This is a genomic window from Xanthomonas sp. NCPPB 2632 (genome assembly GCF_041228075.2).
Lineage (GTDB): Bacteria > Pseudomonadota > Gammaproteobacteria > Xanthomonadales > Rhodanobacteraceae > Luteibacter.
The window spans coordinates 3,743,833-3,765,745 of the sequence record NZ_CM192979.1; the positions used below are offsets into that span (position 1 = coordinate 3,743,833).

21 protein-coding genes are annotated in these 21,913 nt (G+C 68.2%); 14 read left to right on the forward strand and 7 right to left on the reverse strand.

Annotation, left to right across the window (positions count from 1 at the left end; translation table 11 throughout):
• Positions 1-91: 91 nt before the first annotated feature.
• Positions 92-1,738 carry an acyl-CoA dehydrogenase family protein gene (locus AB8808_RS15955; protein WP_369930604.1) on the forward strand — a complete coding sequence of 549 codons (1,647 nt, stop codon included), beginning with the start codon at positions 92-94 and terminating at the stop codon, positions 1,736-1,738.
• A 59-nt stretch (positions 1,739-1,797) separates the two neighbouring features.
• Positions 1,798-2,283, forward strand: coding sequence for an asparaginase domain-containing protein (locus AB8808_RS15960; RefSeq protein ID WP_369930605.1), 486 nt, complete (start codon positions 1,798-1,800; stop codon positions 2,281-2,283).
• A gap of 13 nt (positions 2,284-2,296) precedes the next feature.
• Here the strand turns inward: AB8808_RS15960 and AB8808_RS15965 are convergent, their stop codons facing one another.
• The 3 genes from AB8808_RS15965 to sufT all read right to left on the reverse strand — a co-directional run bounded on the left by AB8808_RS15965 (position 2,297) and on the right by sufT (position 6,595).
• Entirely contained in the window at positions 2,297-3,649 is a 1,353-nt protein-coding gene (locus AB8808_RS15965; RefSeq protein WP_369930606.1) for a S8 family serine peptidase, read from the reverse strand.
• Positions 3,650-3,969: 320 nt separating this feature from the next.
• Positions 3,970-5,823 (reverse strand): M4 family metallopeptidase, encoded by a 1,854-nt coding sequence (locus AB8808_RS15970; RefSeq protein WP_369930607.1) that lies wholly within the window; start codon positions 5,821-5,823, stop codon positions 3,970-3,972.
• A 214-nt stretch (positions 5,824-6,037) separates the two neighbouring features.
• A complete protein-coding gene (gene sufT / locus AB8808_RS15975) occupies positions 6,038-6,595 on the reverse strand; it encodes a putative Fe-S cluster assembly protein SufT (RefSeq protein ID WP_036140313.1) in 558 nt (185 codons plus the stop codon).
• Positions 6,596-6,786: 191 nt separating this feature from the next.
• Here sufT and AB8808_RS15980 point away from each other — a divergent pair, with 191 nt between their 5' ends.
• The 8 genes from AB8808_RS15980 (at position 6,787) to dnaE (ending at position 14,792) form a co-directional block, all read left to right on the forward strand.
• Positions 6,787-7,242 carry a hypothetical protein gene (locus tag AB8808_RS15980; RefSeq protein ID WP_369930608.1) on the forward strand — a complete coding sequence of 152 codons (456 nt, stop codon included), beginning with the start codon at positions 6,787-6,789 and terminating at the stop codon, positions 7,240-7,242.
• 194 nt (positions 7,243-7,436) lie between these two features.
• Positions 7,437-7,955, forward strand: coding sequence for an RNA polymerase sigma factor (locus tag AB8808_RS15985; RefSeq protein WP_369931276.1), 519 nt, complete (start codon positions 7,437-7,439; stop codon positions 7,953-7,955).
• Positions 7,952-8,329, forward strand: coding sequence for a hypothetical protein (locus tag AB8808_RS15990; RefSeq protein WP_369930609.1), 378 nt, complete (start codon positions 7,952-7,954; stop codon positions 8,327-8,329). Before AB8808_RS15985 ends, AB8808_RS15990 begins: the two co-directional genes overlap by 4 nt.
• 5 nt (positions 8,330-8,334) lie before the next feature.
• Positions 8,335-8,928 (forward strand): DUF3106 domain-containing protein, encoded by a 594-nt coding sequence (locus AB8808_RS15995; protein ID WP_369930610.1) that lies wholly within the window; start codon positions 8,335-8,337, stop codon positions 8,926-8,928.
• A 59-nt stretch (positions 8,929-8,987) separates the two neighbouring features.
• Complete coding sequence (locus AB8808_RS16000; RefSeq protein ID WP_369930611.1) at positions 8,988-9,560, forward strand: nitroreductase family protein; 573 nt, start codon at positions 8,988-8,990, stop codon at positions 9,558-9,560.
• Between the two features lie 62 nt (positions 9,561-9,622).
• Positions 9,623-10,447, forward strand: a complete 825-nt coding sequence (locus tag AB8808_RS16005) for a 5'-3' exonuclease (RefSeq protein ID WP_354517356.1) — start codon at positions 9,623-9,625, stop codon at positions 10,445-10,447.
• Between the two features lie 71 nt (positions 10,448-10,518).
• Positions 10,519-11,103, forward strand: a complete 585-nt coding sequence (locus tag AB8808_RS16010) for an NUDIX hydrolase (RefSeq protein ID WP_285404402.1) — start codon at positions 10,519-10,521, stop codon at positions 11,101-11,103.
• 143 nt (positions 11,104-11,246) lie between these two features.
• Positions 11,247-14,792 carry a DNA polymerase III subunit alpha gene (gene dnaE / locus AB8808_RS16015; RefSeq protein ID WP_369930612.1) on the forward strand — a complete coding sequence of 1,182 codons (3,546 nt, stop codon included), beginning with the start codon at positions 11,247-11,249 and terminating at the stop codon, positions 14,790-14,792.
• A 48-nt stretch (positions 14,793-14,840) separates the two neighbouring features.
• On the opposite strand, the gene AB8808_RS16020 is transcribed toward dnaE, so the two are convergent.
• Positions 14,841-15,581: a hypothetical protein gene (locus AB8808_RS16020; protein WP_369930613.1), complete on the reverse strand. Its 741-nt coding sequence runs from the start codon at positions 15,579-15,581 to the stop codon at positions 14,841-14,843.
• A 258-nt stretch (positions 15,582-15,839) separates the two neighbouring features.
• On the opposite strand from AB8808_RS16020, the gene AB8808_RS16025 reads away from it, so the two are divergent.
• Both AB8808_RS16025 and tilS read left to right on the forward strand, forming a co-directional pair.
• Positions 15,840-16,799 carry an acetyl-CoA carboxylase carboxyltransferase subunit alpha gene (locus AB8808_RS16025; protein WP_369930614.1) on the forward strand — a complete coding sequence of 320 codons (960 nt, stop codon included), beginning with the start codon at positions 15,840-15,842 and terminating at the stop codon, positions 16,797-16,799.
• A 30-nt stretch (positions 16,800-16,829) separates the two neighbouring features.
• Complete coding sequence (tilS, locus tag AB8808_RS16030; RefSeq protein WP_369930615.1) at positions 16,830-18,125, forward strand: tRNA lysidine(34) synthetase TilS; 1,296 nt, start codon at positions 16,830-16,832, stop codon at positions 18,123-18,125.
• Between the two features lie 31 nt (positions 18,126-18,156).
• Here the strand turns inward: tilS and AB8808_RS16035 are convergent, their stop codons facing one another.
• Entirely contained in the window at positions 18,157-18,366 is a 210-nt protein-coding gene (locus AB8808_RS16035) for a hypothetical protein (RefSeq protein WP_369930616.1), read from the reverse strand.
• A gap of 155 nt (positions 18,367-18,521) precedes the next feature.
• On the opposite strand from AB8808_RS16035, the gene AB8808_RS16040 reads away from it, so the two are divergent.
• Together AB8808_RS16040 and ispA are read left to right on the forward strand one after the other, a co-directional pair.
• On the forward strand, positions 18,522-18,782 hold the full coding sequence (locus tag AB8808_RS16040; protein ID WP_369930617.1) for an exodeoxyribonuclease VII small subunit: 261 nt from the start codon (positions 18,522-18,524) through the stop codon (positions 18,780-18,782).
• The gene (gene ispA, locus AB8808_RS16045) at positions 18,766-19,668 is read left to right on the forward strand and encodes a (2E,6E)-farnesyl diphosphate synthase (RefSeq protein ID WP_369931277.1); all 903 of its coding nucleotides are present in this window, start codon (positions 18,766-18,768) and stop codon (positions 19,666-19,668) included. The genes AB8808_RS16040 and ispA overlap by 17 nt, the downstream gene beginning before the upstream one ends.
• A gap of 250 nt (positions 19,669-19,918) precedes the next feature.
• Here ispA and AB8808_RS16050 read toward each other — a convergent pair whose 3' ends face one another.
• Entirely contained in the window at positions 19,919-20,347 is a 429-nt protein-coding gene (locus AB8808_RS16050; RefSeq protein ID WP_369930618.1) for a DUF4870 domain-containing protein, read from the reverse strand.
• 104 nt (positions 20,348-20,451) lie between these two features.
• Positions 20,452-21,801: a metalloprotease PmbA gene (gene pmbA / locus AB8808_RS16055; RefSeq protein ID WP_369930619.1), complete on the reverse strand. Its 1,350-nt coding sequence runs from the start codon at positions 21,799-21,801 to the stop codon at positions 20,452-20,454.
• Positions 21,802-21,913 lie beyond the last annotated feature (112 nt).

The following is a 21,913-nucleotide window of genomic DNA, read 5'->3' on the forward strand; positions in this document are numbered from 1 at the left end:
GCCGATCGACCGGCATGCTGCGCAGCACATCGACGCGCACGCGCGGTCCGTGCAGGCTGGAGCCTTCGCTCCGTTATCGAGGGACATCACCATGGCATTCGTGCAGGACGCCCCCCGGCTGGCCCAGCCCTATCGCCACGATCGCGTGCTGCGCGCCTGGCTGGTCCAACGGCTGCCGCCGGACCGCGTCGCCGCCCTGCACGGCGATATGGATGCCCTCGGCGATTACGCGGTCATGGCGTGGGAACGACGGCAACGCACACCGCGTACGGAGCCGGTGCTCACCGCGTGGGACGCCTGGGGCAACCGTGTCGACCGCATCGCGCTGACGCCGGCCTGGGAAGAAGGCCCGACGATCACCACGCGGCATGCGGTACTCGCGGCCGGCCATGAGCCCTCGCCCTGGGCGCGCGTGGAAGCGTTCGCCCGCGTCTACCTCTACCACGTCGCCAGCGAGTTCTATTGCTGCCCGCTGGCAATGACCGACGGCGCCGCGACGGCGATCCGCGCCTCTGGCAACGCCGCGCTGGCGGCACGCGCCCTGCCGCATTTCCTCAGCCGCGACCCGTCCACCTTCTGGCTGTCCGGCCAGTGGATGACCGAAACGCCCGGCGGCTCGGACGTGGGCCGTTCGGAAACCGCCGCGCGGCAGGACGCGGACGGCCAGTGGCGGCTCTACGGCCGCAAGTGGTTCAGTTCGGCGGTGGTGGGCGAGGCGGCGCTGGCCCTGGCGCGCCCGGAAGCCGCCGGCGCGGGAACGGCGGCGCTCGGGTTGTTCTACGTCGAGACCCGCGACGAGTACGGCGCATGGCGCGGGATCACCATCGACCGGCTGAAGAAGAAACTGGGCACGCATGAGTTGCCGACCGCCGAGATCCACCTCGACGGCCTTCCCGCCCTTCCCGTGGGACCGGTCGAGCATGGCGTACGCCAGATTGCGCCGATGCTCAACGTCACGCGTACCTGGAACGCGGTGTGCGCCGTGGCCAGCATGGCGCGTGCGGTGGCGCTCGCCCGCGATTACGCAACCCGACGCCAGGCGTTCGGCCGGCGCCTCATCGACCACCCGCTGCACGCGCGCACGCTGGCCGACATGCAGGCCGAATACGAGGCCGCTTTCGCGCTCACCTTCCACGTGGCCGAACTGCTGGGTCACGTCGAGCACGGCGAGGCCGGAACGGCGGACGTTGCCCTGCTGCGACTGCTGACACCGCTGGCCAAGCTGTGGACGGCCAAGGTGGCGATCCGCGTGGTGTCAGAAGCCCTGGAGTGTTTCGGCGGCGCGGGCTACATCGAGGACACCGGCCTGCCACAGCTGCTGCGCGATGCGCAGGTCTATGCCATCTGGGAAGGCACCACCAACGTGCTTTCGCTCGACATGCTGCGTGCGCTCGGCGGGGCCGGCATCGCCCCATTGCGCACCGCCGTGGCCGGGCTGGTGCCCGAAGGCGACGCCACGCGCCGGGCCATCGACCGCAGCCTGGACGCGACCGAGACCCTGCTCGCGGAAGTCGCCTCCGACCGTTCCTCGCTGGAAGCCTCCGCCCGCGGTATCGCGTTCACGCTCGCACGCTGCATGGCCGCCGCCCTCCTGGCACGGTCGGCAGCAGGCGCCGCCGATGGCGATACGCGCCCCGCAGCGGCCTGCCGGCGGTTTGTCGCGCGCGGCCTGGACCGGTTGTCGCTGCCCGGGAACGATGACGACATGCTGTTGGCCACAGCGCCGGACCATCCCTGAAGGCGAAGCCGACACCATGTAAGATGGACGCCCGTTTCACCCCGCTTCGCAGGTCAACCATGCAGCAACTCACCATCGTCACCACCGGCGGCACGATCGACAAGGTCTACTTCGACGACAAGTCGGATTACCAGATCGGCTCCCCGCAGATCGGCGACATTCTGCACCAGCTCGGCGTCGCCTTCCGTTTCGAGGTGATTCCGATCCTGCGCAAGGACAGCCTGCACGTGACCGACGAAGACCGCACCCTCATGCGCAGCACCATCGAGGCCCAGCCCCATCGCCATGTGCTGGTGACCCACGGCACCGACACCATGGTGGAAACGGCGCACGTGCTGGCCGGCATCCCGGGCAAGGTCATCGTGCTGACCGGCGCCCTGAACCCCGCGCGGTTCCAGGGTTCGGACGCCGTCTTCAACATCGGCTGTGCGGTGGGCGCGGTGCAGTCGCTGGCCGATGGCGTGTACATCGCCATGAACGGCCGCGTGTGGGACCCGAAAACCGTGCGCAAGAATCGCGACGCCAACCGCTTCGAAGCGGTGTGATCGTCCGCGCCGGTCAACCACCGGCGCGATCCTCGACGACGGCATCCACCGTCGCCCCCGCATCCATCAGCCCGGCGCCACAGCCCTTCGGGCACGGGCCCGGCAGCGGTCGCGCGTTGTCCACCAGCTGGCGGGTAATGGTATCCACCGCGATGGAAGGATCTGCCGAACGCATCAGGGCGACCAGGGCGGATACCTGCGGCGCCGCCATCGAGGTGCCCGCGTAATAGGCCAGGATCGGCCGCTCACGACCCTGTTTGCCGGCGTCGATGGTGGAGAGGATGTCGTCGACCCCGAACGTACCCAGCGTGCCACCCGGCGCGGACAGCGTGATGCCATCGCCATGGTTGGAATAACGGGCCATCGAGCCGTCACGCGCCAGCGCACCCACGCTGACCACGCCGGCGCAATTGGAAGGCGACACCGCCGACGCACGAATGCCGTCGTTGCCCGCTGCCGCGACCACCGCCGTACCACGCGAGCGCGCCGCCGCGATCGCCTCCGCCAGTGTGCGCCCACACGCTCCGGGCGTGCGCAGGCTGAGGTTGATCACGTCGACTCGCCGGTCGATCAATGGAACACCCGCCAGTTCGCCACCGCTGGCCCACGCGATCGCATCCACCACATCGGAAAGCCGGCCTCCGCATTTCGCCATCACGCGCACGGGCACCACCTTCGCCTCCGGCGCCACGCCGAGCATGCCGCGGCCATCCGGCGAGCGGGCCACGATCAGGCCACTGACATGCGTACCGTGCCATGACGACGCCGAGGGCTTTTCGGACTTGCACTCACCGGCCTCGTGCCAGTCGCCTTCGTCGGTGGGATCGGCATCGCGCCCATCGCCGTCGCGCGCCGCGGTCGCGTCGCTGACGAAGTCGTAGCCGTGCAGCAGCTGGCCATCCAGCTGCGGATGCGCCGCAACGCCGGTATCGAGTACGGCCACCACCGCACCCGCACCGCGGGTGTAACGCCACGCCACCTCCGCATCGATGCCGACGCGCGGATCGTGCATGTACCACTGCCGGTGCCACAGCGAGGTCAGCCCGCGCGCAGGCGTCACGATCCGATCTTCCTCGACATCCACCACGCCCGGCAGCGCAGCCAGGCGCGCCGCATCGCCGTCGCTCACCTCGAACACGTCACCCCCCGAGCCCAGAGACCGCACATGGCGAATGCCACCCGCACGCGCCGCAACCACACGGGAAGGCAATGATGATATCGACGTGGTTCGCACCGCAGTAGCCGCCGACCGCTGACTGTCGAAGTGCACGATGAACCGCATGGGTGAGGTGTCCGCAGCAAGCGACGCGAACGGGTAAATCACCGCGGCGGCGAAGACGAACGAAGAACGGTGGATGAAACGCATGTCGATGTCCTAGCGATTCGCGGCCATACCGCGGGTACGGACAACGTAGGTCGATACCTCCAGCGCAAACATGCGTTGCCGCCCTTGCGTTTGCGTAGGTGATGCGATTAGCGACTTACTGGACGGGCTCATCGTCGTTGGCGGGCACGGGAAGGAGGCGTCGGGTGACCACCGAGCGCCTCACCGCCGCGCCTTACGAGCGACGAGGTCTTCTGCTTCTGCTTCTGCTTCTGCTTCGGCTTCCAAACAGTCCCCAGCCACGCACGAAAAAGCCCGGACGTCTCCGCCCGGGCTTCGTTTCAACGCCGATCAGTCGGTACTTACGGCGTCCACGTCGCCTTCAGCGAAATGCCGGAGAACGTCGAGTAACCGCGAACCTTCACGTAGTACGTGCCCGCCTGGGGCGCGGCGAAGGTGCAGGTCTCGTTGTTGCCCGACACGTACGGACGGCAGTTGTAGCTGGACGTGGTCGGCGCGGAACCGAACTTCACGTACAGGTCCGCATCGCCGGAGCCGCCGCTGGTCACGATGTTGAGGTTGGACGCACCCGCGGCCACCACCACCGTGTAGCTCAGTTCCGTGCCCGCGCTACCGGCCAGGCCGGTCTTGGCCACGCCGTTCTGCAGGGCGGTGCCACCGGTGTTGCCACCGCCGCCCGTCGAGCAGGTGACGCCCACGCCGTTGAAGGCCGTGGCGACATCGGCTGCGGTGTAGCCCAGGTCGGTCGCCGCGCTGGCGACACCGCAGGCGCCGCTGTTGAACGTGGAGCTGGCCGTCCAGTACAGGGCGTTGGCGCGAGCGAACACCTTGAACGCCTTGACCGTGCCCCAGCCGCTGGTCTTGGCCAGCAGGCAGAACGCCTTGTTGTACACACCCGAGGAGTAATGCACGTCGAGGCCGCTGGTGTATTGGGACGCATTGTCGATGGACCCGCCGTCCTGCGACGGTGTGCACATGTAACGCAGCGCATTGCCGATACCCGCGCTGGTCTTGACGATGTCGGCACCGACCAGGAAGTCGTTCGTGCCGCGGTCGTAGAACTCCGCCGCCTCACCGGCGATGTCGGAGTACGCCTCGTTCATGCCGCCCGACTGGCCGCTGTACGCGAGGTTGGAGTGCTGCTCGGTGTAGCCGTGACTGATTTCGTGCGAGGTCACGTCCAGGGCCACCAGCGGATAGAACGTGCTGGCGCCGTCACCGAAGGTCATCGAGCTGCCGTCCCAGAACGCGTTCTCGTACGCGTTGCCGTAGTGCACCTTCATGATCAGCACCTGGTTCAGCGGCGCCGCGCCGGTGTACGAGGTGTACATGTCGTGCACCACGCCACCGAAATGGTGGGCGTCGTTGATCGGGCCATAGGCACCGTTCACCGCGTCACCGCTGGAACCCGCGCTGCAGGTGAAGCTCCACAGCGTGCCGCTGCCGGAGGTCGCCTTCTTCATGTTGTACGACTTCACGTAGGCGTTCTGCGCCGTACAGGTCGTTCCCGACTGGGTCACGCGCAGGGCCGGCTTGCCGCCGGCGCCCCAGGTGTACTGGCCGGTCTTCTGGTTGCCGCCCGGGCCCGTGGCGTCGATCTCGGCGTAGGCAAGGCCTTCCCACTGCTGGATGATCTCGCCGGTGTTGGCATCGATCAGCGCGGTGGGACGGGTGGGATGCTCGCCGCCGGAGAAGAACGAGGTGAGGTAGACCAGCCGCGCGGGCGCACCGTCACCCGGGTAGATGTACAGGTCGGCCTTGGCGTTTTCCGGCTGGACACTGGCCACGCCGGCCAGCGACGGGGCCTGCTTGCTGAGCAGCGCGACGGCACGCGTGCCGTCGATGCGCGGCGCGACCGACGCGATGTCGACCTGCAGGTCGGACGTGACCTCGCCGTTGGCGACCAGGGCATTGCCCTGCCCGTCCTGCTCCACCGCGATGCTGCGACCGTAGACCGGCACACCCTTGAAGGTCTGCTGCATGCGGACGGTCTGCGTGCCCTTCGCCGTCGGCAGTGCCGCCTTGGCGACGAACCCGTTGTCGGCGGACAACCCGAGCCGGGCGGCCAGCTGGTTGGCCGGTACCGCACCCAGGCTCTGGGCGCGAAGTGCCTGTTCCGTGGCGGCCGATGCGACCGAGGTAGCGGCGATCCCGAGGGATGCCACCAGGAGTTTCAAGCGAACATGACTTGCCATTACGTTCCTCCTCCAGGAATGGGCCGCACGAGGCCATTGCAGCCGTGAGGACCACATTCCGAACGATATGAATACGCGCCGTAGCGCGATGCCCGTTTTATTTCGCGACCTTCGGTCCCCCAACCGAAAGTCCTTGCCAACCTAGCGCAAGATATCGCGAACGACTACCTAGGGATTTCCCTAGGGCGTCGGCAGGCAGGAGGAGGGGCGAAGGTCAGAGCATGCCGGTTTCGAGCTTCGCCGCATCCGACATCATCGAGTGGTTCCACGGCGGATCGAACACCAGGTCCACGTCGGCCTCGGCGATCGTGGGAATCAGCTCGAGCTTGGTCCGTACGTCGTCGACCAGGATGTCGCCCATGCCGCAACCGGGAGCGGTCAGCGTCATCTTCACGTACGCGCGCCGGACACCCTCGTCGCCCGATTCGAGGCTGACGTCGTACACCAGCCCGAGTTCGACCACGTTGATGGGGATTTCCGGATCGAAACACGTGCGCAGCTGCTGCCACACCAGCTTTTCCACGTCCTCGTCGGTGGCACCGTCTTCCAGTTCGATCGGGCGCGGCGGTTCCTTGCCGAGCGCGTCGGCGTCGCCGCCCGCGATGCGGAACAGGTTGCCTTCGACATAAACGGTGAAGCTGCCGCCCAGGGCCTGGGTGATGTAGCCGATCTGCCCGGCGGGGAGCGTCACCGTCTCGCCCTGCGGCACCATGACCGCCTGGCAGTCGCGCTCGAGGGTGAAGGGTTCGCTGCTGAGGCTGAAGCCGCTCATTGCTGTCCTGTGAAGGCCGCGCCGCGGCCGCAAAGTCGTCGATTATGCGCCGCCGCGCAAGGCGAAGGTAGGCATCCACCCGCATAGGTCGGGGCGCCGGAGGCGGGGCTCAAGAGCGAGCGACGGCTTGCCCGGCTATGATGACTTCCTTTTGCCCATCCTGGATGCCATGCGCGACACGACCCCAATCCATGCCGGCTGAGCGTCCGGGTATGGGCGGATTCCTCTTCGGCGCGCTCTGCTCCGCCATGTTCGGCCTGGCTGCCGGCGCGGTGTGGATGCTGCCTTCCATGATGTTCGGTCGGGCACTGCCGGCCCTGGTCCTGCCCGTGGGCTGGCTGCTGGGCGTGGTGGTGCGACGCTGGCTGCATGTTCGTGGCCTGGCCGGCGCACTGCTCGCCGCGGGTGCCACCCTGCTGGCGGCGGTGTACACGTCGTGCCTGGTCGTCGCCGCCACCATCTCCGGCATGATGGGCATCGGCTTCGGCCAGGCCATCGCCGATGCGGGTCCGGGCATGCTGCTGGCCCTGGGCCGCCTCGCCCAGGGGCCGGGGCAACTGGCGCTCTACCTGGCCGGCGCACTGCTGGCCGCGCTGACCGCGTGGCCGCTGCAACGACGGATCGAACGTCGCCGCCGGCTTTCATAGGCGGTAAATCCACCGACGGCGACTATCCCGCGGTGGACGACCGTCAACCGGCGGTCGATGACCGCGTTTACCGGAGTGAACCTAGCGGTATGGAGCACGAGGATGCGAACAAAGACGACGCGGAGAAGCCCGTGAACGCTTCGCTCGCCCTCGACGGCGCATCGCTGGCGGATGTCCGCGAGGTGCCGGCCAGCATGGACGCGTTCCTCGCCGGTATCGAACGTCGTGCCTGGCGCATGGCGGAGATTCACCTGGGCAACCGCGACGATGCCATGGACGCGGTACAGGACGCCATGCTCAGCCTGGTCCGCCATTATTCGGCCAAGCCCGCGGGCGAGTGGACACCCCTGTTCTGGGGCATCCTGCGCCGCCGGATCGTCGACCTGCAGCGCCGCCGAAAGGTGCGCTCGATCGTCGTCGGCTGGATCGGTGGCGGTCGGGACGACGACGGCGACGAACTGCCCCAGTGGGAACCGGCGGACGACGCACCGGACCCCTCGGCCCGACTGCAGGATACGCAGGCCTATGGCGACATCGTGACCGCCGTGCGCGGGTTGCCCCGCCGCCAGCGCGAAGCGTTCACGCTGCGCATCCTGGAAGGCCTGGACGTGGCCGAGACGGCCGCGGCGATGGGCTGCTCGGACGGAAGCGTGAAAACCCACCTTTCGCGCGCGATGCATGCGCTGCGCGACCAACTGGAGGCATGGCGATGAGCCTGCACGATCGATCCCTCGAACGTCGCGCCCGGGAGCTCTACCTGCGCGCCAGCCGCGATGTGGACCCGTCCACGGCGGCCCGGCTGCGCGCGGCACGCCGAACGGCCCTGGCCGACCCGCGGCCCTCGGTGACACGTCGCCTGCTGCTGCCCGCCGGCGCTTTCGCCGTGGTGGCACTCGCCTCGCTGATGATCTGGCAGCCGCAGCCACGCGTCGCGCCGACCGACAGCGCCGTGGCCGCGTCGCGCGACGCGGCGCCCAACGACCTGCCCCCGGATGCCGACATCGCCGATCCCGCGCTGTACAAGGACATGCAGTTCTACAGCTGGCTCGCCTACAACGACGCCCCCTCGTCTTCGTCCCGCAAGTGACCGCCATGCGCCGCCTCTCGTTCGTGCTCGCCCTTCTCGTCGTCGGCGCCGCGCCCCTCGCGGCCACCGCGCAGCAGGACCCTCCGCCGCCGGGCGATACGGCGCCGCTGCCCCCGCCGCGGCCGTGGAGCGCCTTGTCCGCGGACGAAAAGGACATCCTCGCCCCGCTGGCCCGCGACTGGGATACCTTCCCGCCGCAGCGCCAGTCGCGGATGCTGGAGAAAGCGCAGCGCTGGCGCGGCCTGCCTGCCGACCGTCGTGCGCAGATCCGCGATCGCATCGAGCGCTGGCAGCACATGACGCCCGAGGAGCGCGCCGAGGCGCGCAAGAACCAGCAGAAATTCCAGGACCTGTCACCGGAGCAGCGCGCGCGCCTGCACGACGCCTTCGAGCGGTTCAACAACCTGTCCCCCGACCAGCGCCGCGCGCTGATCGACAAGTGGCGCAACCTCACACCCGAGCAGCGCCGCGACGCGGTGGACCGGATCGGACCGAACGACATCGTGCCGCCGCCCCCGCCCCACGGTGGTCCAGGGGGGCCGGGCGGCCACGATGGCCCGGATGATGATCACCGTCCGCCCCCGCCCCCGGGGAACTGAGCAAGGCGCCGGCGAAGGCCGTCGCGCCAGGCGAGACCGCGCTCCGTTAAACTGGTGCCATGACCGACCCTACCCTGGCTAGCCTCAACGACCGCCGCTCGGTGCCCTCGCGCCAGCTCGGTGAACCCGCCCCCGACGACGCCACGCTGCGACGCCTCCTCGAGGCCGCCATCCGTGTGCCGGACCACGGCAAGCTCGAGCCCTTCCGCATTCGCGTGCTGCGTGGCGAGGACAAGCTCGCCTTCGGCCGCAAGCTGGCGAAGCTGGCCCTGGATGCCAACCCCGACCTCTCCGACGCCAAGCAGGAAAAGGAACGGCGCCGTTACGAGTTCGCGCCGCTGGTGCTCGTGGTGTCCGCCCGCATCGACACCGACAGCAAGGTGCCCGAACTGGAACAGGACCTCACCGCCGGCTGCGTCGCCTACAACATCCTGCTCGGCGCCCAGGCGCTGGGCTTCGGCGCACAGTGGCTGACCGGCTGGGCGGCGTACGATCGCGATGTAGCCAGGCTGCTGGGCATGAAGAAGAACGAGCACGTCGTCGGCTTCATCCACGTCGGCACGCCCACGATGGATGCCCCCGAGCGCGACCGTCCGTCGTACGACGACATCGTGAGCGTGTGGTCGCCGTGAGTTCCGATTCGCTCGTCCACCTGGTCGACGGCAGCCTGTACGTCTTCCGTGCATGGCATTCCATGCCGGACGAGTTCCACGACCACGAGGGCGAATCGGTCAACGCAGTGCACGGCTTCACCCGGTTCCTCTGCGAACTGCTCGAACGCAGCCGCGCGGAGCACATCGCCGTGGCTTTCGATGCGTCGCTGACCACCTCGTTCCGCAACGCCATCTATCCCGCTTACAAGGCCAACCGCGATCTGCCGCCGCCGCAGCTGGTGCGCCAGTTCGGGCTGTGCCGCGAGGTCTCGGCCGCACTGGGCCTCACCGTGCTGAACGACCACCAGTACGAGGCCGACGACCTGATCGGCAGCGCGCTGTGGGGCCTGCGTTCGCACGGGTTCCGCGGCGTCATCGTGTCGGCCGACAAGGATTTCGGCCAGCTGCTGGGCGAACACGACGAGCAATGGGACTTCGCCAAGAACCTGCGCTGGGGTCCCACCGGCGTGTTCGACAAGCTGGGCGTGCATCCGCACCAGGTGGCCGATTACCTCGCCCTGTGCGGCGACGCCGTGGACAACATTCCCGGCGTGCCGGGCATCGGCGCGAAAACCGCCGCCGCCCTGCTCGCTCATTTCGGCAGCCTGGACGCCATCCTCGATCGTGTCGACGAGGTGCCCTACCTGCGCTTCCGCGGCGCGGCCGCCTGCGCCGTGCGCCTGCGCGAGCACGCCGACCAGGCCCTGCTGTGCCGCCGGCTGACCCGCATCGCCCTGGATATCGCAGTGGCGGAAACCGCGGATGCGCTGAGCCGGCGCCGGGGCGAGGCCGACACCCTCGACGAGCTCTGCGAGCGCCTGCGCTTCGGGCCGCTGACACGTTCGCGCCTGCGGGCGCTGATCTAGCTCCATCGCTAACGTCACCTCGCCGATATACCCTTGGCCGGATAGTCACCTGCCCATCCAAGGAGCCCGCCATGCCGACCAGCCCGCTGCCCCATGCCTCGCCCGTTCCCGCCGACGCCAGCGAGCCGGAGGAAGTCCTGCACAAGGCGAAGTGGCTGACCCTGAAGCGGCGCGGGCGCTGGGAGTACGCCGAACGGAACAACCCGGGCGGCGCCGTGATCATTCTCGCGGTCACGCCGGACGACAAGGTGGTGTTCGTCGAGCAGTACCGCGTGTCGATCCTGAAGAACACCATCGAGATGCCGGCGGGCCTGGTCGGCGACCTGGCCGGCGCCGAGGACGAGGACGTGCTGCTGGCCGCCCGGCGTGAACTGGAAGAAGAAACCGGCTATGCGTGCGGTCGTATCGAGTTCGTGCACGACGGCCCGTCGTCGGCGGGCATGAGCACCGAGATGATCGCCTTCGCCCGCGCCTGGGACCTGGAACGGGTCGGCAAGGGCGGCGGCGACGAGACGGAAAACATCATCGTGCACGAAGTACCGCGCGCCGAGGCCGGCAAGTGGCTGTTCGACCGCGCGAAGGAAGGCTTCTCCATCGACGCCAAGCTGTTCGCGGGCCTCTGGTTCATCGAGCACCCGGAAGCCCATATGCGCTGAAGGCAGCGCAGGCCCGGACGCCAGGCCGACGTAAAGCCGCCAGCCGCCCCAGGGCGCCGTTTCCGGCGCCCTGGGTGAAAGTCAATTCTTGTCCCAACCCCCTGTCCCGGTTAGCCTTCCCTCTGCATCACCCGGCGCCGCCCATGTCCGTCCGTTTCGCCCATCTGCACCTGCACAGCGAATATTCGCTGGTCGACTCGACCATCCGCATCAAGCAGCTGGTCGCGGCCTGCGTACGCACGGGCATGCCCGCCGTCGCGCTGACGGACGAGAACAACATGTTCGGGCTGGTGAAGTTCTACAAGCAGTGCATGGCCGCCGGCGTCAAGCCGATCGCCGGCTGCGACGTATGGATATCCAGCCCCGACGATCCGCGTCCCTGGCGGCTCACCCTGATCTGCCAGGATCGCGACGGCTACCTCAACCTTTCACGGCTGGTCTCCCGCGCCTGGCGCGAAGGCCAGGGCACGGGCCGCGCCCTGGTCGATGCCGCCTGGATGCACCCGGAAAGCGTGCGCGGCCTGATCGCCATCGCCGGCCGCGAAAGCGACGTCGCGCGGGTGGCGCTGACCGCCGGGCTGCCCGCCGCCACGCTGCGCCTGGCTTTCCTGCAACGCCTGTTTCCCGATCGTCTCTACCTCGAGCTGACCCGAACGGGTCGCGAGAACGAAGAGAACTGGGTACGCGCCGCCATGAAGCTGGCCGGCGACCACGAACTGCCGGTGCTCGCCAGCAACGACGTGCGCTTCCTGGAGCGCGAGGGCTTCGACTCGCACGAGGCGCGCACCTGCATCAACCAGGGCCGCGTGCTGGCCGATCCGAAACGGCCCAAGGACTATAGCGAAGAGCAATACTTCAAGTCGCCCGACGACATGGAAGCCTTGTTCGCCGACATCCCCGAAGCGCTCCAGAACACCATCGAGCTGGTCAAGCGCTGCAACCTGGTCCTGGAATTCGGCACGTACTACCTGCCCGACTTTCCCGTGCCCGAGGGCCATACGCTCGACACCTTCATCCGCGCGCAGGCGCAGAAGGGGCTGGACGAACGACTCGAGCAGCATCCGCTGGCGGCCGGCAAGACGCGCGAGGACTACCAGGCGCGACTGGACCGCGAAGTCGACGTCATCATCGGCATGGGCTTCCCCGGCTACTTCCTGATCGTGGCCGACTTCATCGGCTGGGCGAAGGACAACGGCATTCCCGTGGGCCCGGGTCGCGGTTCCGGTGCGGGCTCGCTGGTGGCCTGGGTGCTGAAGATCACCGACCTGGACCCGCTCCAGTTCGAGCTGCTGTTCGAGCGCTTCCTCAACCCCGAGCGCGTGTCGATGCCCGACTTCGACATCGACTTCTGCATGGACCGCCGCGACGAGGTGATCGACTACGTCTCGCGCAAGTACGGCCGCGACCACGTCAGCCAGATCATCACCTACGGCTCGATGGCGGCCAAGGCCGTGCTGCGCGATTCCGGCCGCGTGCTGGGCATGGGCTACGGCCAGGTGGATCGCCTAGCCAAGCTGATCCCCAACCGCCCGCTGGATCTCACCCTGGGCGATGCGCTCGGCCGCACGGAAAAATCGAAGAAAGAGCCCGACCGCATCGTCAGGGAGTTCTGCGATGTGTACGAGCAGGAAGAAGAACCGCGCCAGCTGATCGACCTGGCACTCAGCCTCGAAGGCCTCACCCGTAACGCCGGCAAGCACGCCGGTGGCGTGGTGATCGCACCCACGCCGCTGACCGACTTCGCCCCGCTGTATTGCGAAGCCAGCGGCGAAGGCGTCGTCACGCAGTACGACAAGGACGACGTGGAGGCGGTGGGCCTGGTCAAGTTCGACTTCCTGGGCCTACGTACGCTCACCATCATCGACTGGGCCGTGAAGGCCATCAACAAGCGCCGTGCAAAGGAAGGCACCGAGCCGCTGGTGATCGAGTCGCTCCCGCTGGACGACCCGAAGGTCTACGACCTGCTGAAGAAGGCGCAGACGGTCGCGGTGTTCCAGCTGGAGTCGCGCGGCATGCAGGGCATGCTCAAGGACGCGCAGGCCGACCGTTTCGAAGACATCATCGCGCTGGTGGCGCTGTACCGGCCCGGCCCGATGGATCTCATCCCCAGCTTCTGCGCGCGCAAGCACGGGCGCGAATCGGTGGATTACCCCGATCCGCGCGTCGAGCCCATCCTGAAAGAGACCTACGGCATCATGGTCTATCAGGAGCAGGTGATGCAGATGGCGCAGATCGTCGGCGGTTACACGCTCGGCGGCGCCGACCTGCTTCGCCGCGCCATGGGCAAGAAAAAAGCCGAGGAGATGGTCAAGCACCGCGCGACGTTCCGCGACGGTGCGGCCAAGGACGGGATCGAGGGCCACAAGGCCGACGCGATCTTCGACCTCATGGAAAAATTCGCGGGCTACGGCTTCAACAAGTCGCATGCCGCCGCCTACGCGCTGGTCTCCTACCAGACCGCCTGGCTGAAGGCGCACTACCCGGCCGAGTTCATGGCCGCGACCATCTCCTCGGACATGGACAACACCGAGAAGGCGGTGACCTTCCTCGACGAGACACGCGCCATCGGCATCCAGGTGCTGCCGCCCGACGTGAACGCCTCCGACTGGATGTTCGAGGCCGTCGAGCCGCGCGTGGTCCGCTACGGCCTGGGCGCCATCAAAGGCGTGGGCCAGGGCATCTGCGAGGAGATCGTCGCCGAGCGCCGGGCGAAGGGGCCGTTCCGCGGCCTGGTCGATTTCTGCCAGCGGGTCGGCTCCAACAAGCTCAACAAGCGCACGATGGAAGCCCTGGTGCAGTCCGGCGCGCTGGATGCCCTGGGCGAAAACCGGGCCACCCTGGTCAAGCACATTCCCGAGGCCATGCGCGCCGCCGACCAGGAAGCGAAAAACCGCGCTTCCGGCCAGGTCGACATCTTCGGCAACGCGTTCGGCGCGGCCGAGGCGCCCAGCATCATCGAACTGTCCGGCTCTGTGCCGGAGTGGCCGCTGGAACAGCTGCTGCAGGGCGAGCACGACACCCTCGGCCATTACCTCTCGGGCCACCCCACCGACCCGTGGAAGGCGGAGCTGGCCCAGCTGGGCAGCTGCCCCATCGGCGAGATTCCCCAGCGCTACCAGCCACCCAAACCGCGCCGCAACGACGACGACGAGAACGCCAATCGCTTCCGCCGCGGGCCGGATACGCCCTGGGTGGTCGCCGGGATGGTGGTCGGCATGCGCAAGCGCGGCGAGAGCGACGCCTTCGTGCAGATCGAAGACGCCACCGGCATGCTGGAAACCAGCTTCTTCCGCGAGGTGTTCACCGATGCGGCCTCCCTGCTCACCCGCGGCAGCATGATCGTGGTCGAGGGCGGCCTGCGCATCGACGACTTCGCCGGCGGCTACCAGCTGCGTGCCCGCAAGGCCTATGCGCTGTCCGACGCCATGGAGCATTTCGGCCGGCTGCTCACGCTCAAACTCAACGGGGTGGGGCCGGAATTCAACCAGCACCTGCGCCAGGCGCTGATGGGCTACCGCGGCGGGCGCACTCCGCTGATGCTGGCCGGCTACCGCAATGCGGAGGGCCAGGCCAGCTTCGAACTGGGCGAAGCGTGGCGGGTGCGCGCCCTGCCCGACCTGGTCCGCACGCTGCGCGCGCTGCCGGGCGTGCTGGGCACGGAGCTGCGCCTCGTGCGACCGTCGGACTGACGGACGGCCGCGCATGGTTTCCGTGGGGCGCGACCTCGCCGTGCCCGCTCAGTCGTCGAACATGAAGCTCGTCTTCTCGAGCAGCTCCACCTTCTCCACCACCAGCGGCACGTCGCCTTCCGCCTCGATCGATACACCCAACTGGTCGAACGACGTGTTCGCCGGCACGGTCAGCGTGGCGGTGTAGGTAGCCGACTGGTATTCCGAGGCCACCTGCCGGTCATGGAAAACCTGCGGCACGCGTTCCGCGGCGGTATCGGCAGCGACCAGGGTCAACGCCATGGCCACCGGCCCCTCGATCGGGCCGACGATCCGCCCACCGGATCGGGTGGCATGGGGCGCATACGTGACTCGCACCGAATAGGCCACCTCATGCCCCTGAGTGCCGTCGAATGCCTTGACCGGAAGCCACTGGTAGATCGCGCCCTGCTTCGGCGTCAGCACCATGCCAGGCTTGCCGTGGATCTCGTCGCGATAAGCGGGACGGCCGTCACCGACGAAATGCCAGGGCTTGAGATGCTCGACCGCGTCGTGCAGCTCGCGCGGCAGGCCCACCCACGTGAAGGTGGGTTCCCACGGGTGCCAGTGCTTGCCCGTCTCGGACCCCCGCGGCGCATCGATGCCCCGGAAGTCACCGTTGGGTACCGGTACCAGGCAGGCGGGCACGTAGGCGTTGGGGGGCAGCGGTGCGTCGCACGCCGGCACGTCGAACGCGTCGCGTCCGACCGCGGCGAGGGGGAGGAAAGCGGCGACCACGGCTAGCCGACGCAGGGGGAAGCATGTATGCATGGGAGAATCCTTTCCAAGTAAGGGACTGCCTCCACGTCTTCGACGAATACCGAAACGACAGGCATGCCGCGGACTACGCCGTCCGCAGGGCGATTGAAGCAGAGCCGACAGTGAGAAAGGCCAGGACTGGGCGAGTAGCCCCTTGCGCCTACAGACATTTAGGCCAGATCCGAAGCGCCAGCCCATCCATACCCGTGCGCACACGCCCCGGCCCGGCACTGGGTATAATCAGCGGTCCTGTCCGGATGCTCCGTATTCATGAATCCCAACTTCCTTGATTTCGAACAACCCATTGCCGAGCTGGAAGCGAAGATCGAAGAACTTCGGCACGCCAGCAGCGGCCAGGCGTTCAACATCGACGAGGAAGTGGGCCGCCTGCGCGAGAAGCTGAAGATCAAGACCGCCGAGATCTTCCGCAACCTCACGCCATGGCAGGTCAGCCAGGTGTCGCGCCACCCGGCGCGCCCGTACACCCTCGATTACATCCAGGCCATGTGCGAGGAGTTCCACGAGCTCAAGGGCGACCGCATGTTCGCGGACGACCAGGCCATCGTGGGTGGCCTCGCCCGCATCAACGGCCGCTCGGTCATGATCGTCGGCCACCAGAAGGGGCGCGATACCAAGTCCAAGGTCAAGCGCAACTTCGGCATGCCGCGCCCCGAGGGCTACCGCAAGGCGTTGCGCCTGTTCAAGATGGCCGAGCGATTCGATATCCCCGTGCTCACCTTCATCGACACGGCCGGCGCCTGGCCGGGCATCAACGCGGAAGAGCGCGGCCAGTCGGAAGCCATCGCCCGCAACCTGCTGGAAATGGCCGAGTTGCGCGTGCCCATCATCTGCACCGTCACCGGCGAAGGCGGTTCCGGCGGCGCACTGGCCATCGGCGTGGGCGACCGCACGCTCATGCTGCAGTACTCCACCTATTCGGTGATCACGCCCGAGGGTTGCGCCTCCATCCTGTGGAAAAGCGCCGACAAGGCCAAGGATGCCGCCGAGGTCATGGGCCTCACCGCCCCGCGCCTGCTCGAGAACGGGCTGATCGACAAGGTGGTGCGCGAGCCGCTCGGCGGCGCGCACCGCAACCCGCAGGCCATGGCGGTGCGCCTGAAGGCCGTGCTGCTCAACGAACTCGATGCCCTTCAAGGCCTGCCGGTCGAAACCCTGCTCGAGCATCGCTACAAGCGCCTGCGCGGATATGGTGCCTTCACCGAAGGGTGATGCCCGCGCGGTCCGGCCGGGGTGCGCGCCATGAGCCGCACCCTGGCCGATCACCTCGCGCTGGCGCTCGATAGCGACCACGACGTGCCGCTGGTCGTCGCCTACAGCGGCGGTCCCGACTCCACCGCCCTGCTGCATGCCCTGGCCCACTGTACGCCGCGTCCGGCCCTGCGTGCCCTCCACGTCGATCATGGACTGCACGCCGACAGCGGCGCTTGGGCGTCGCATTGCCGCCGCACCGGCGATGCGCTCGGCGTGCCGGTCGAGGTGGCCCGTGTCACGGTGGACCTCAGCCAGGGCGAGGGCATCGAAGCCGCCGCGCGGCGGGCGAGGCACGCCGCGTTCGCCGCATCGCTGCGCCCCGGCGAGCGCATGGTGCTTGCCCATCATCGGGACGACCAGGTCGAGACCGTACTTCTGAAGCTGCTGCGCGGGGCGGGACCCGAAGGCCTGGCCGGCATGCGCAGCCTGCGTCCACTGGGTGCCGGCATGCTCTGGCGGCCCTTGCTCGACCTGCCCCGGGCGGTCCTGCTGGAGCACGTGTCCGCGCACGCGCTGGCCACGCTGCACGACCCGTCCAACGACGACCCGCTGATTGCACGCGGTTACCTTCGCGCCACGGTGGTGCCGGCGCTGCTCGCGCGCTGGCCGCAGGCCGCGACCAGCATCGCCCACAGCGCACGACTGTGCCTGGCCGCCGCCGACACCCTGCGCGATGCGTGGATGGACGCCCTGACCGGCCTGGACCGGGGCGAGGGCACGCTGGACGCCCGCGGCTGGCTCGCGCTTCCCCTCGCGTGGCGGGCGCCTTCGCTGGAACACTGGCTGCACACCCGCGGGCTGTCCGCGCCGACGACGGCGCAACGCGAGCAACTGGAGCGGCAGATCCACGAAGGCGGCGCCGAACGGCTGCCCCTGGTGGGCTGGCGCGATACCGAGGTGCGGGTATGGCGAGGCCGCCTTTGGGCCATGCGCCGGTTGTCGGCGTTCGACCCGGAATGGTCGGCCTCCTGGCATGGCGAGCCGCTGGTGCTGCCCGGTGGTGGCCGTCTCACGCTGGACGGGAGGCGACTGGCCCAGCCGCTGCAGGTGCGCTACCGCGCCGGCGGTGAAACCCTGCGGCCGCAGGGCGATCGTCACACCCGCGAGCTTCGCGACCTGTTCCAGCAGGGAGCCGTACCGCCCTGGCGGCGACCACGCACGCCGCTGCTATGGGCCGACCGTGACCTCGTGGCCGTCGGCACCCGCTGGATCAGCGAGCAGGGCCGACGGCTTTTCGACGAGGCCGGTGGTGCCCCGGTGTGGGACGAGGACACCGGGGCCTGAGGCAACGCCTGTTACGTGCGGTCGCGCACGCTCACCGACACGTCGCGTCGATGAAGCGCGCGCGGTAATGCAGGGTGACCGGCGCGTTGCCGTCCGAGGTCACGCGGAACTGGGTGACGTACGTGGCCTCATGACCGCCGGCGGCACCCGGATTGCGGGGTAGCACCACGATCTGGCCGATGCCGGTGTCCGCCTGGCGCAAGACGGCGGCATACCCCTGGCCGTCGCAATCCGGATCCACGAGGGGAATTCAACCACGGCCCCCGCGGGCTGCCAGCCACTGCCCGCGCTTACGCTTGGAACACTGACGCCAAGTTGCGTGATTGCCCTACTTTATGCCGTGGGCGACATCGGCCGAGATTGATCCAGACGGCCATGTGAGCTAGTTTTGCGGCCATGCCGAAGTCGTCCGTTCCCGCCGTTGCCACCTCCTCGATCGCCGAGTTCGAGCATTCCCTGGACGAGCTCGAGCAACTGGTCACCCGCATGGAAGGTGGCGAGCTCAGTCTGGACGAGTCGCTGAAGTCCTTCGAACGCGGCATCGGCCTCTACCGGCACTGCCAGACGGCGCTGGAACAGGCCGAACTGCGCGTGCGCCTGCTGCTCGATCCCGCCACTCCCGAAACGTCCGAACCCTTTGATTCCCGCATCGACTGACCTGCCCGCGCCGCTGAAGGCGCTGGCCGGCCGTGCCGACGACGCGCTCGCGCGCGCGTTGCCGGCCGCCGACCTCGCTCCCGTCGAACTGCATCGCGCCATGCGTTATGCCGTGCTCGGTGGCGGCAAACGCCTGCGTCCGCTACTGGTCTACGCCGCCGGCCATGCGCTGGGCTGTGACGACGGCATCCTCGACGCGCCCGCGTGCGCCGTGGAAATCATCCACGCGTATTCGCTGGTGCACGACGACCTGCCGGCGATGGACGACGACGACCTGCGCCGCGGCCGTCCCACCTGCCACATCGCGTTCGGCGAGGCCATGGCGATCCTGGCGGGCGACGCCCTGCAGGCATTGGCCTTCGAGCTACTGTCCACGCCCCATGCGGCCGACGACGATGCGTCCGCACGCATCGCCATGCTGCGTACGCTGGGGGCCGCCTGCGGCGCCGAGGGCATGGCGGGCGGCCAGGCCTTCGATCTCTCGGCCGTCGGCGTGAAGCTTTCGCTCGAGGAACTGGAGCGCATGCACGCCTACAAGACCGGCGCACTGATCCGCGCGTCCGTCCGTCTGGGCGCATTGGCGGCCAGCTGCCGGGACGCCGCCGTACTGGAACGGCTGGACCGTTACGGCCACGCCGTGGGCCTCGCCTTCCAGGTACGCGACGACATCCTCGACATCGAAGGCGAGTCGGCGATCATCGGCAAGACCGCCGGCAAGGACGCCGCCGCGGACAAACCCACCTTCCCGTCGATCATCGGCCTGGACGCCTCGCGCGCCCGCCTGACCACGCTGGTGAACGACGCCCTGGACGCCATCGCGCCCCTGGGCCCCCGCGGCGAGTGGCTCGCCGAGCTGGCCCGCTATTCCGCGCACCGCGGGCATTGATCGGGCCGAGCACCCCACCACCCGCGACCACGCTGGACCCGAAGGGTAGGAGCCCACGATGTGGGCGAACCCTCATCGTTTGCTAAATCGAATGAAGCCGAATGCAGCAACAACGATGCCTTCGTTTGGCGGCCGGGACAGCCAACACGTACGTGATGTATGGCCTCTTTCGCCGTAGCGACGGTGAGGGTTCGCGCACGTGCGTGCGCTCCTACCCCCCAAGGGGTAGGAGCTCACGGAGGGCCAGCGGTCAGCTGACCAGGCGCAGTGCGAAGGGGTAGCGGTAGGTGCCGGTCTGGCTGACCTTCACCGCGGCCACGATGCAGAAGACGATGTTGAGAATCCACAGCGCCACGTGCAGGAACGCGCCGATGAGGATGATCGTCAGTATCCAGCAGATCACGTAGCCGATGAGCACGGTGATCTGGAAGTTCAGGGCTTCTTTCGACTCGGCGACGAGGTAGGCCTTGTCGGCACGATCCTTGTTGATGAGCCACACCACCAGCGGGACGATGATGCTGAGGATGAGGCCCGACAGATGCGTGAGCATCGCCAGGTTCTTGTCGTCGTTGCTGCTCGACGCCACGGTGGGTTCCCGGTCGTACGGCGGCGGCTCGTAGGGAGGCGGGGATGGCGGCGGCGGGGTTGACGGCGGTATCTGATCGGAAGGCGTACTCATGGCGCTGCTCCGTGAAGTGTCGACTGCACTGTCGGAGAGCGCCGGGACCCTGTCAAGCAGACTTACGGCAGGGTGTTGCGAACCACCCTGCCTGCGAAGCGACCCTACTCGCCCGCGATGGTCATGGTTTCGACCAGCCACGATCCGGTCAATACGTGGGAGCGACGATCCACGTCCGCGCCCACGGCCACCAGGTTGGCATACATGTCGCGCAGGTTGGCGGCGATGGTGATCTCCTCGACCGGGTAGGCGATCTCGCCGTTCTCCACCCAGAAGCCGGACGCCCCGCGCGAGTAATCGCCCGTGACGATCGACACGCCCTGCCCCATCACCTCGGTGACGAGCAGCCCGGTGCCGAGCTTGCGCAGCATGCCCGCGAAGTCGTCGCCACCGGTGGCGACCACGAGGTTGTGCACACCGCCGGCATTGCCGGTGGATTGCAGGCCGAGCTTGCGTGCCGAATAACTGCCCAGGATGTAACGCTGGAGCACGCCGTCCACGACCAGCGACGAATCGACGGTGGCCACGCCTTCGGCATCGAACACCGACGACGCCAGCCCGCGCGGAATGAGCGGTTTCTCATCGATGCGGAACCAGGACGGCAGGATCTGCTTGCCCGCATGGTCGAGCAGGAAGCTGGAGCGGCGATACAGCGAGCCGCCGCTGACGGCACCCAGCAGGTGACCCAGCAAGCCGCGCGCCACTTCCGGGGCGAACAGCACCGGTGCCTGCCGGGTACCCAGGCGACGCGCGTTCAACCGCGAAAGCGTCCGCTCCGCCGCCTTGCGACCGATCTCGGCGGGATCGGTGAAGTCCTGCGCGCGCCGGGCACTGTCGTACCAGTAGTCGCGCTGCATGCCATCGTCTTCGCCCGCGATCAACGCGACCGACAACGAATGGCGGGTGCCGCGTTCGCGCCCGACGAAGCCATGCGAGTTGGCGTAGACGGACAGGCTCTGCCCGGTATTGACGCTGGAACCGTCGGAATTGGTGATGCCGGGCACGCTGCGACCGCCATCCTCGACGGCCTGACCCAGGGCGATGGCCGCATCGACGTCCAGGTCCCAGGGGTGCCACAGATCGAGATCAGGAAACACCGTGGCCATGCGTCCGGCCTCAGCCAGGCCCGAGGCCGGGTCTTCCTCGGTGAACCGGGCGATGGCGCACGCCTGGTCGATCGTGGCCTGGATCGATTCGGGCTGGAGGTCGGCCGTGCTGGCCGAGCCCTTGCGCTGCCCGACGTAGACGGTGAGCGAAAACCCGCGGTCACGCGTGTGCTCGACGGTCTCCACCTCGCCCAGGCGAACGTTGACGTTGAGGCCTACGTCGATGCTGGCGGACACCTCCGCCTGGCTGGCACCGGCGGCGCGGGCGCGTCGGATGGTGTCCTCGGCCAGGGTGGCGAGGCGGTCGAGATCCTGCTGGCTGCTGTCGCGTGTCGAAACGAGGCTCACGTGGGGCTTCCCGAAGGGCTGGGTTAGAATGACGGGCCGCGCGCGGCCAACCCATCGTTAATGGGGGTCGCGTCACCCGATCAAAAGCAACGCAGCGCACCGTGCATGGTGC

Bases quoted from the DNA above. Each gene is read 5' to 3' on its own strand.
- AB8808_RS16040 (WP_369930617.1), top strand. From the start codon at position 18,522: ATGCCGAAGTCGTCCGTTCCCGCCGTTGCCACCTCCTCGATCGCCGAG.
- AB8808_RS15960 (WP_369930605.1), top strand. From the start codon at position 1,798: ATGCAGCAACTCACCATCGTCACCACCGGCGGCACGATCGACAAGGTC.
- AB8808_RS16050 (WP_369930618.1), bottom strand. From the start codon at position 20,347: ATGAGTACGCCTTCCGATCAGATACCGCCGTCAACCCCGCCGCCGCCA.
- AB8808_RS15990 (WP_369930609.1), top strand. From the start codon at position 7,952: ATGAGCCTGCACGATCGATCCCTCGAACGTCGCGCCCGGGAGCTCTAC.
- AB8808_RS15985 (WP_369931276.1), top strand. From the start codon at position 7,437: ATGGACGCGTTCCTCGCCGGTATCGAACGTCGTGCCTGGCGCATGGCG.
- AB8808_RS15980 (WP_369930608.1), top strand. From the start codon at position 6,787: ATGCCGGCTGAGCGTCCGGGTATGGGCGGATTCCTCTTCGGCGCGCTC.
- dnaE (WP_369930612.1), top strand. From the start codon at position 11,247: ATGTCCGTCCGTTTCGCCCATCTGCACCTGCACAGCGAATATTCGCTG.
- AB8808_RS15995 (WP_369930610.1), top strand. From the start codon at position 8,335: ATGCGCCGCCTCTCGTTCGTGCTCGCCCTTCTCGTCGTCGGCGCCGCG.
- AB8808_RS16000 (WP_369930611.1), top strand. From the start codon at position 8,988: ATGACCGACCCTACCCTGGCTAGCCTCAACGACCGCCGCTCGGTGCCC.
- AB8808_RS15970 (WP_369930607.1), bottom strand. From the start codon at position 5,823: ATGGCAAGTCATGTTCGCTTGAAACTCCTGGTGGCATCCCTCGGGATC.
- AB8808_RS15955 (WP_369930604.1), top strand. From the start codon at position 92: ATGGCATTCGTGCAGGACGCCCCCCGGCTGGCCCAGCCCTATCGCCAC.
- AB8808_RS16005 (WP_354517356.1), top strand. From the start codon at position 9,623: ATGCCGGACGAGTTCCACGACCACGAGGGCGAATCGGTCAACGCAGTG.
- AB8808_RS16025 (WP_369930614.1), top strand. From the start codon at position 15,840: ATGAATCCCAACTTCCTTGATTTCGAACAACCCATTGCCGAGCTGGAA.
- tilS (WP_369930615.1), top strand. From the start codon at position 16,830: ATGAGCCGCACCCTGGCCGATCACCTCGCGCTGGCGCTCGATAGCGAC.
- sufT (WP_036140313.1), bottom strand. From the start codon at position 6,595: ATGAGCGGCTTCAGCCTCAGCAGCGAACCCTTCACCCTCGAGCGCGAC.
- AB8808_RS16020 (WP_369930613.1), bottom strand. From the start codon at position 15,581: ATGCATACATGCTTCCCCCTGCGTCGGCTAGCCGTGGTCGCCGCTTTC.
- AB8808_RS15965 (WP_369930606.1), bottom strand. From the start codon at position 3,649: ATGCGTTTCATCCACCGTTCTTCGTTCGTCTTCGCCGCCGCGGTGATT.
- AB8808_RS16010 (WP_285404402.1), top strand. From the start codon at position 10,519: ATGCCGACCAGCCCGCTGCCCCATGCCTCGCCCGTTCCCGCCGACGCC.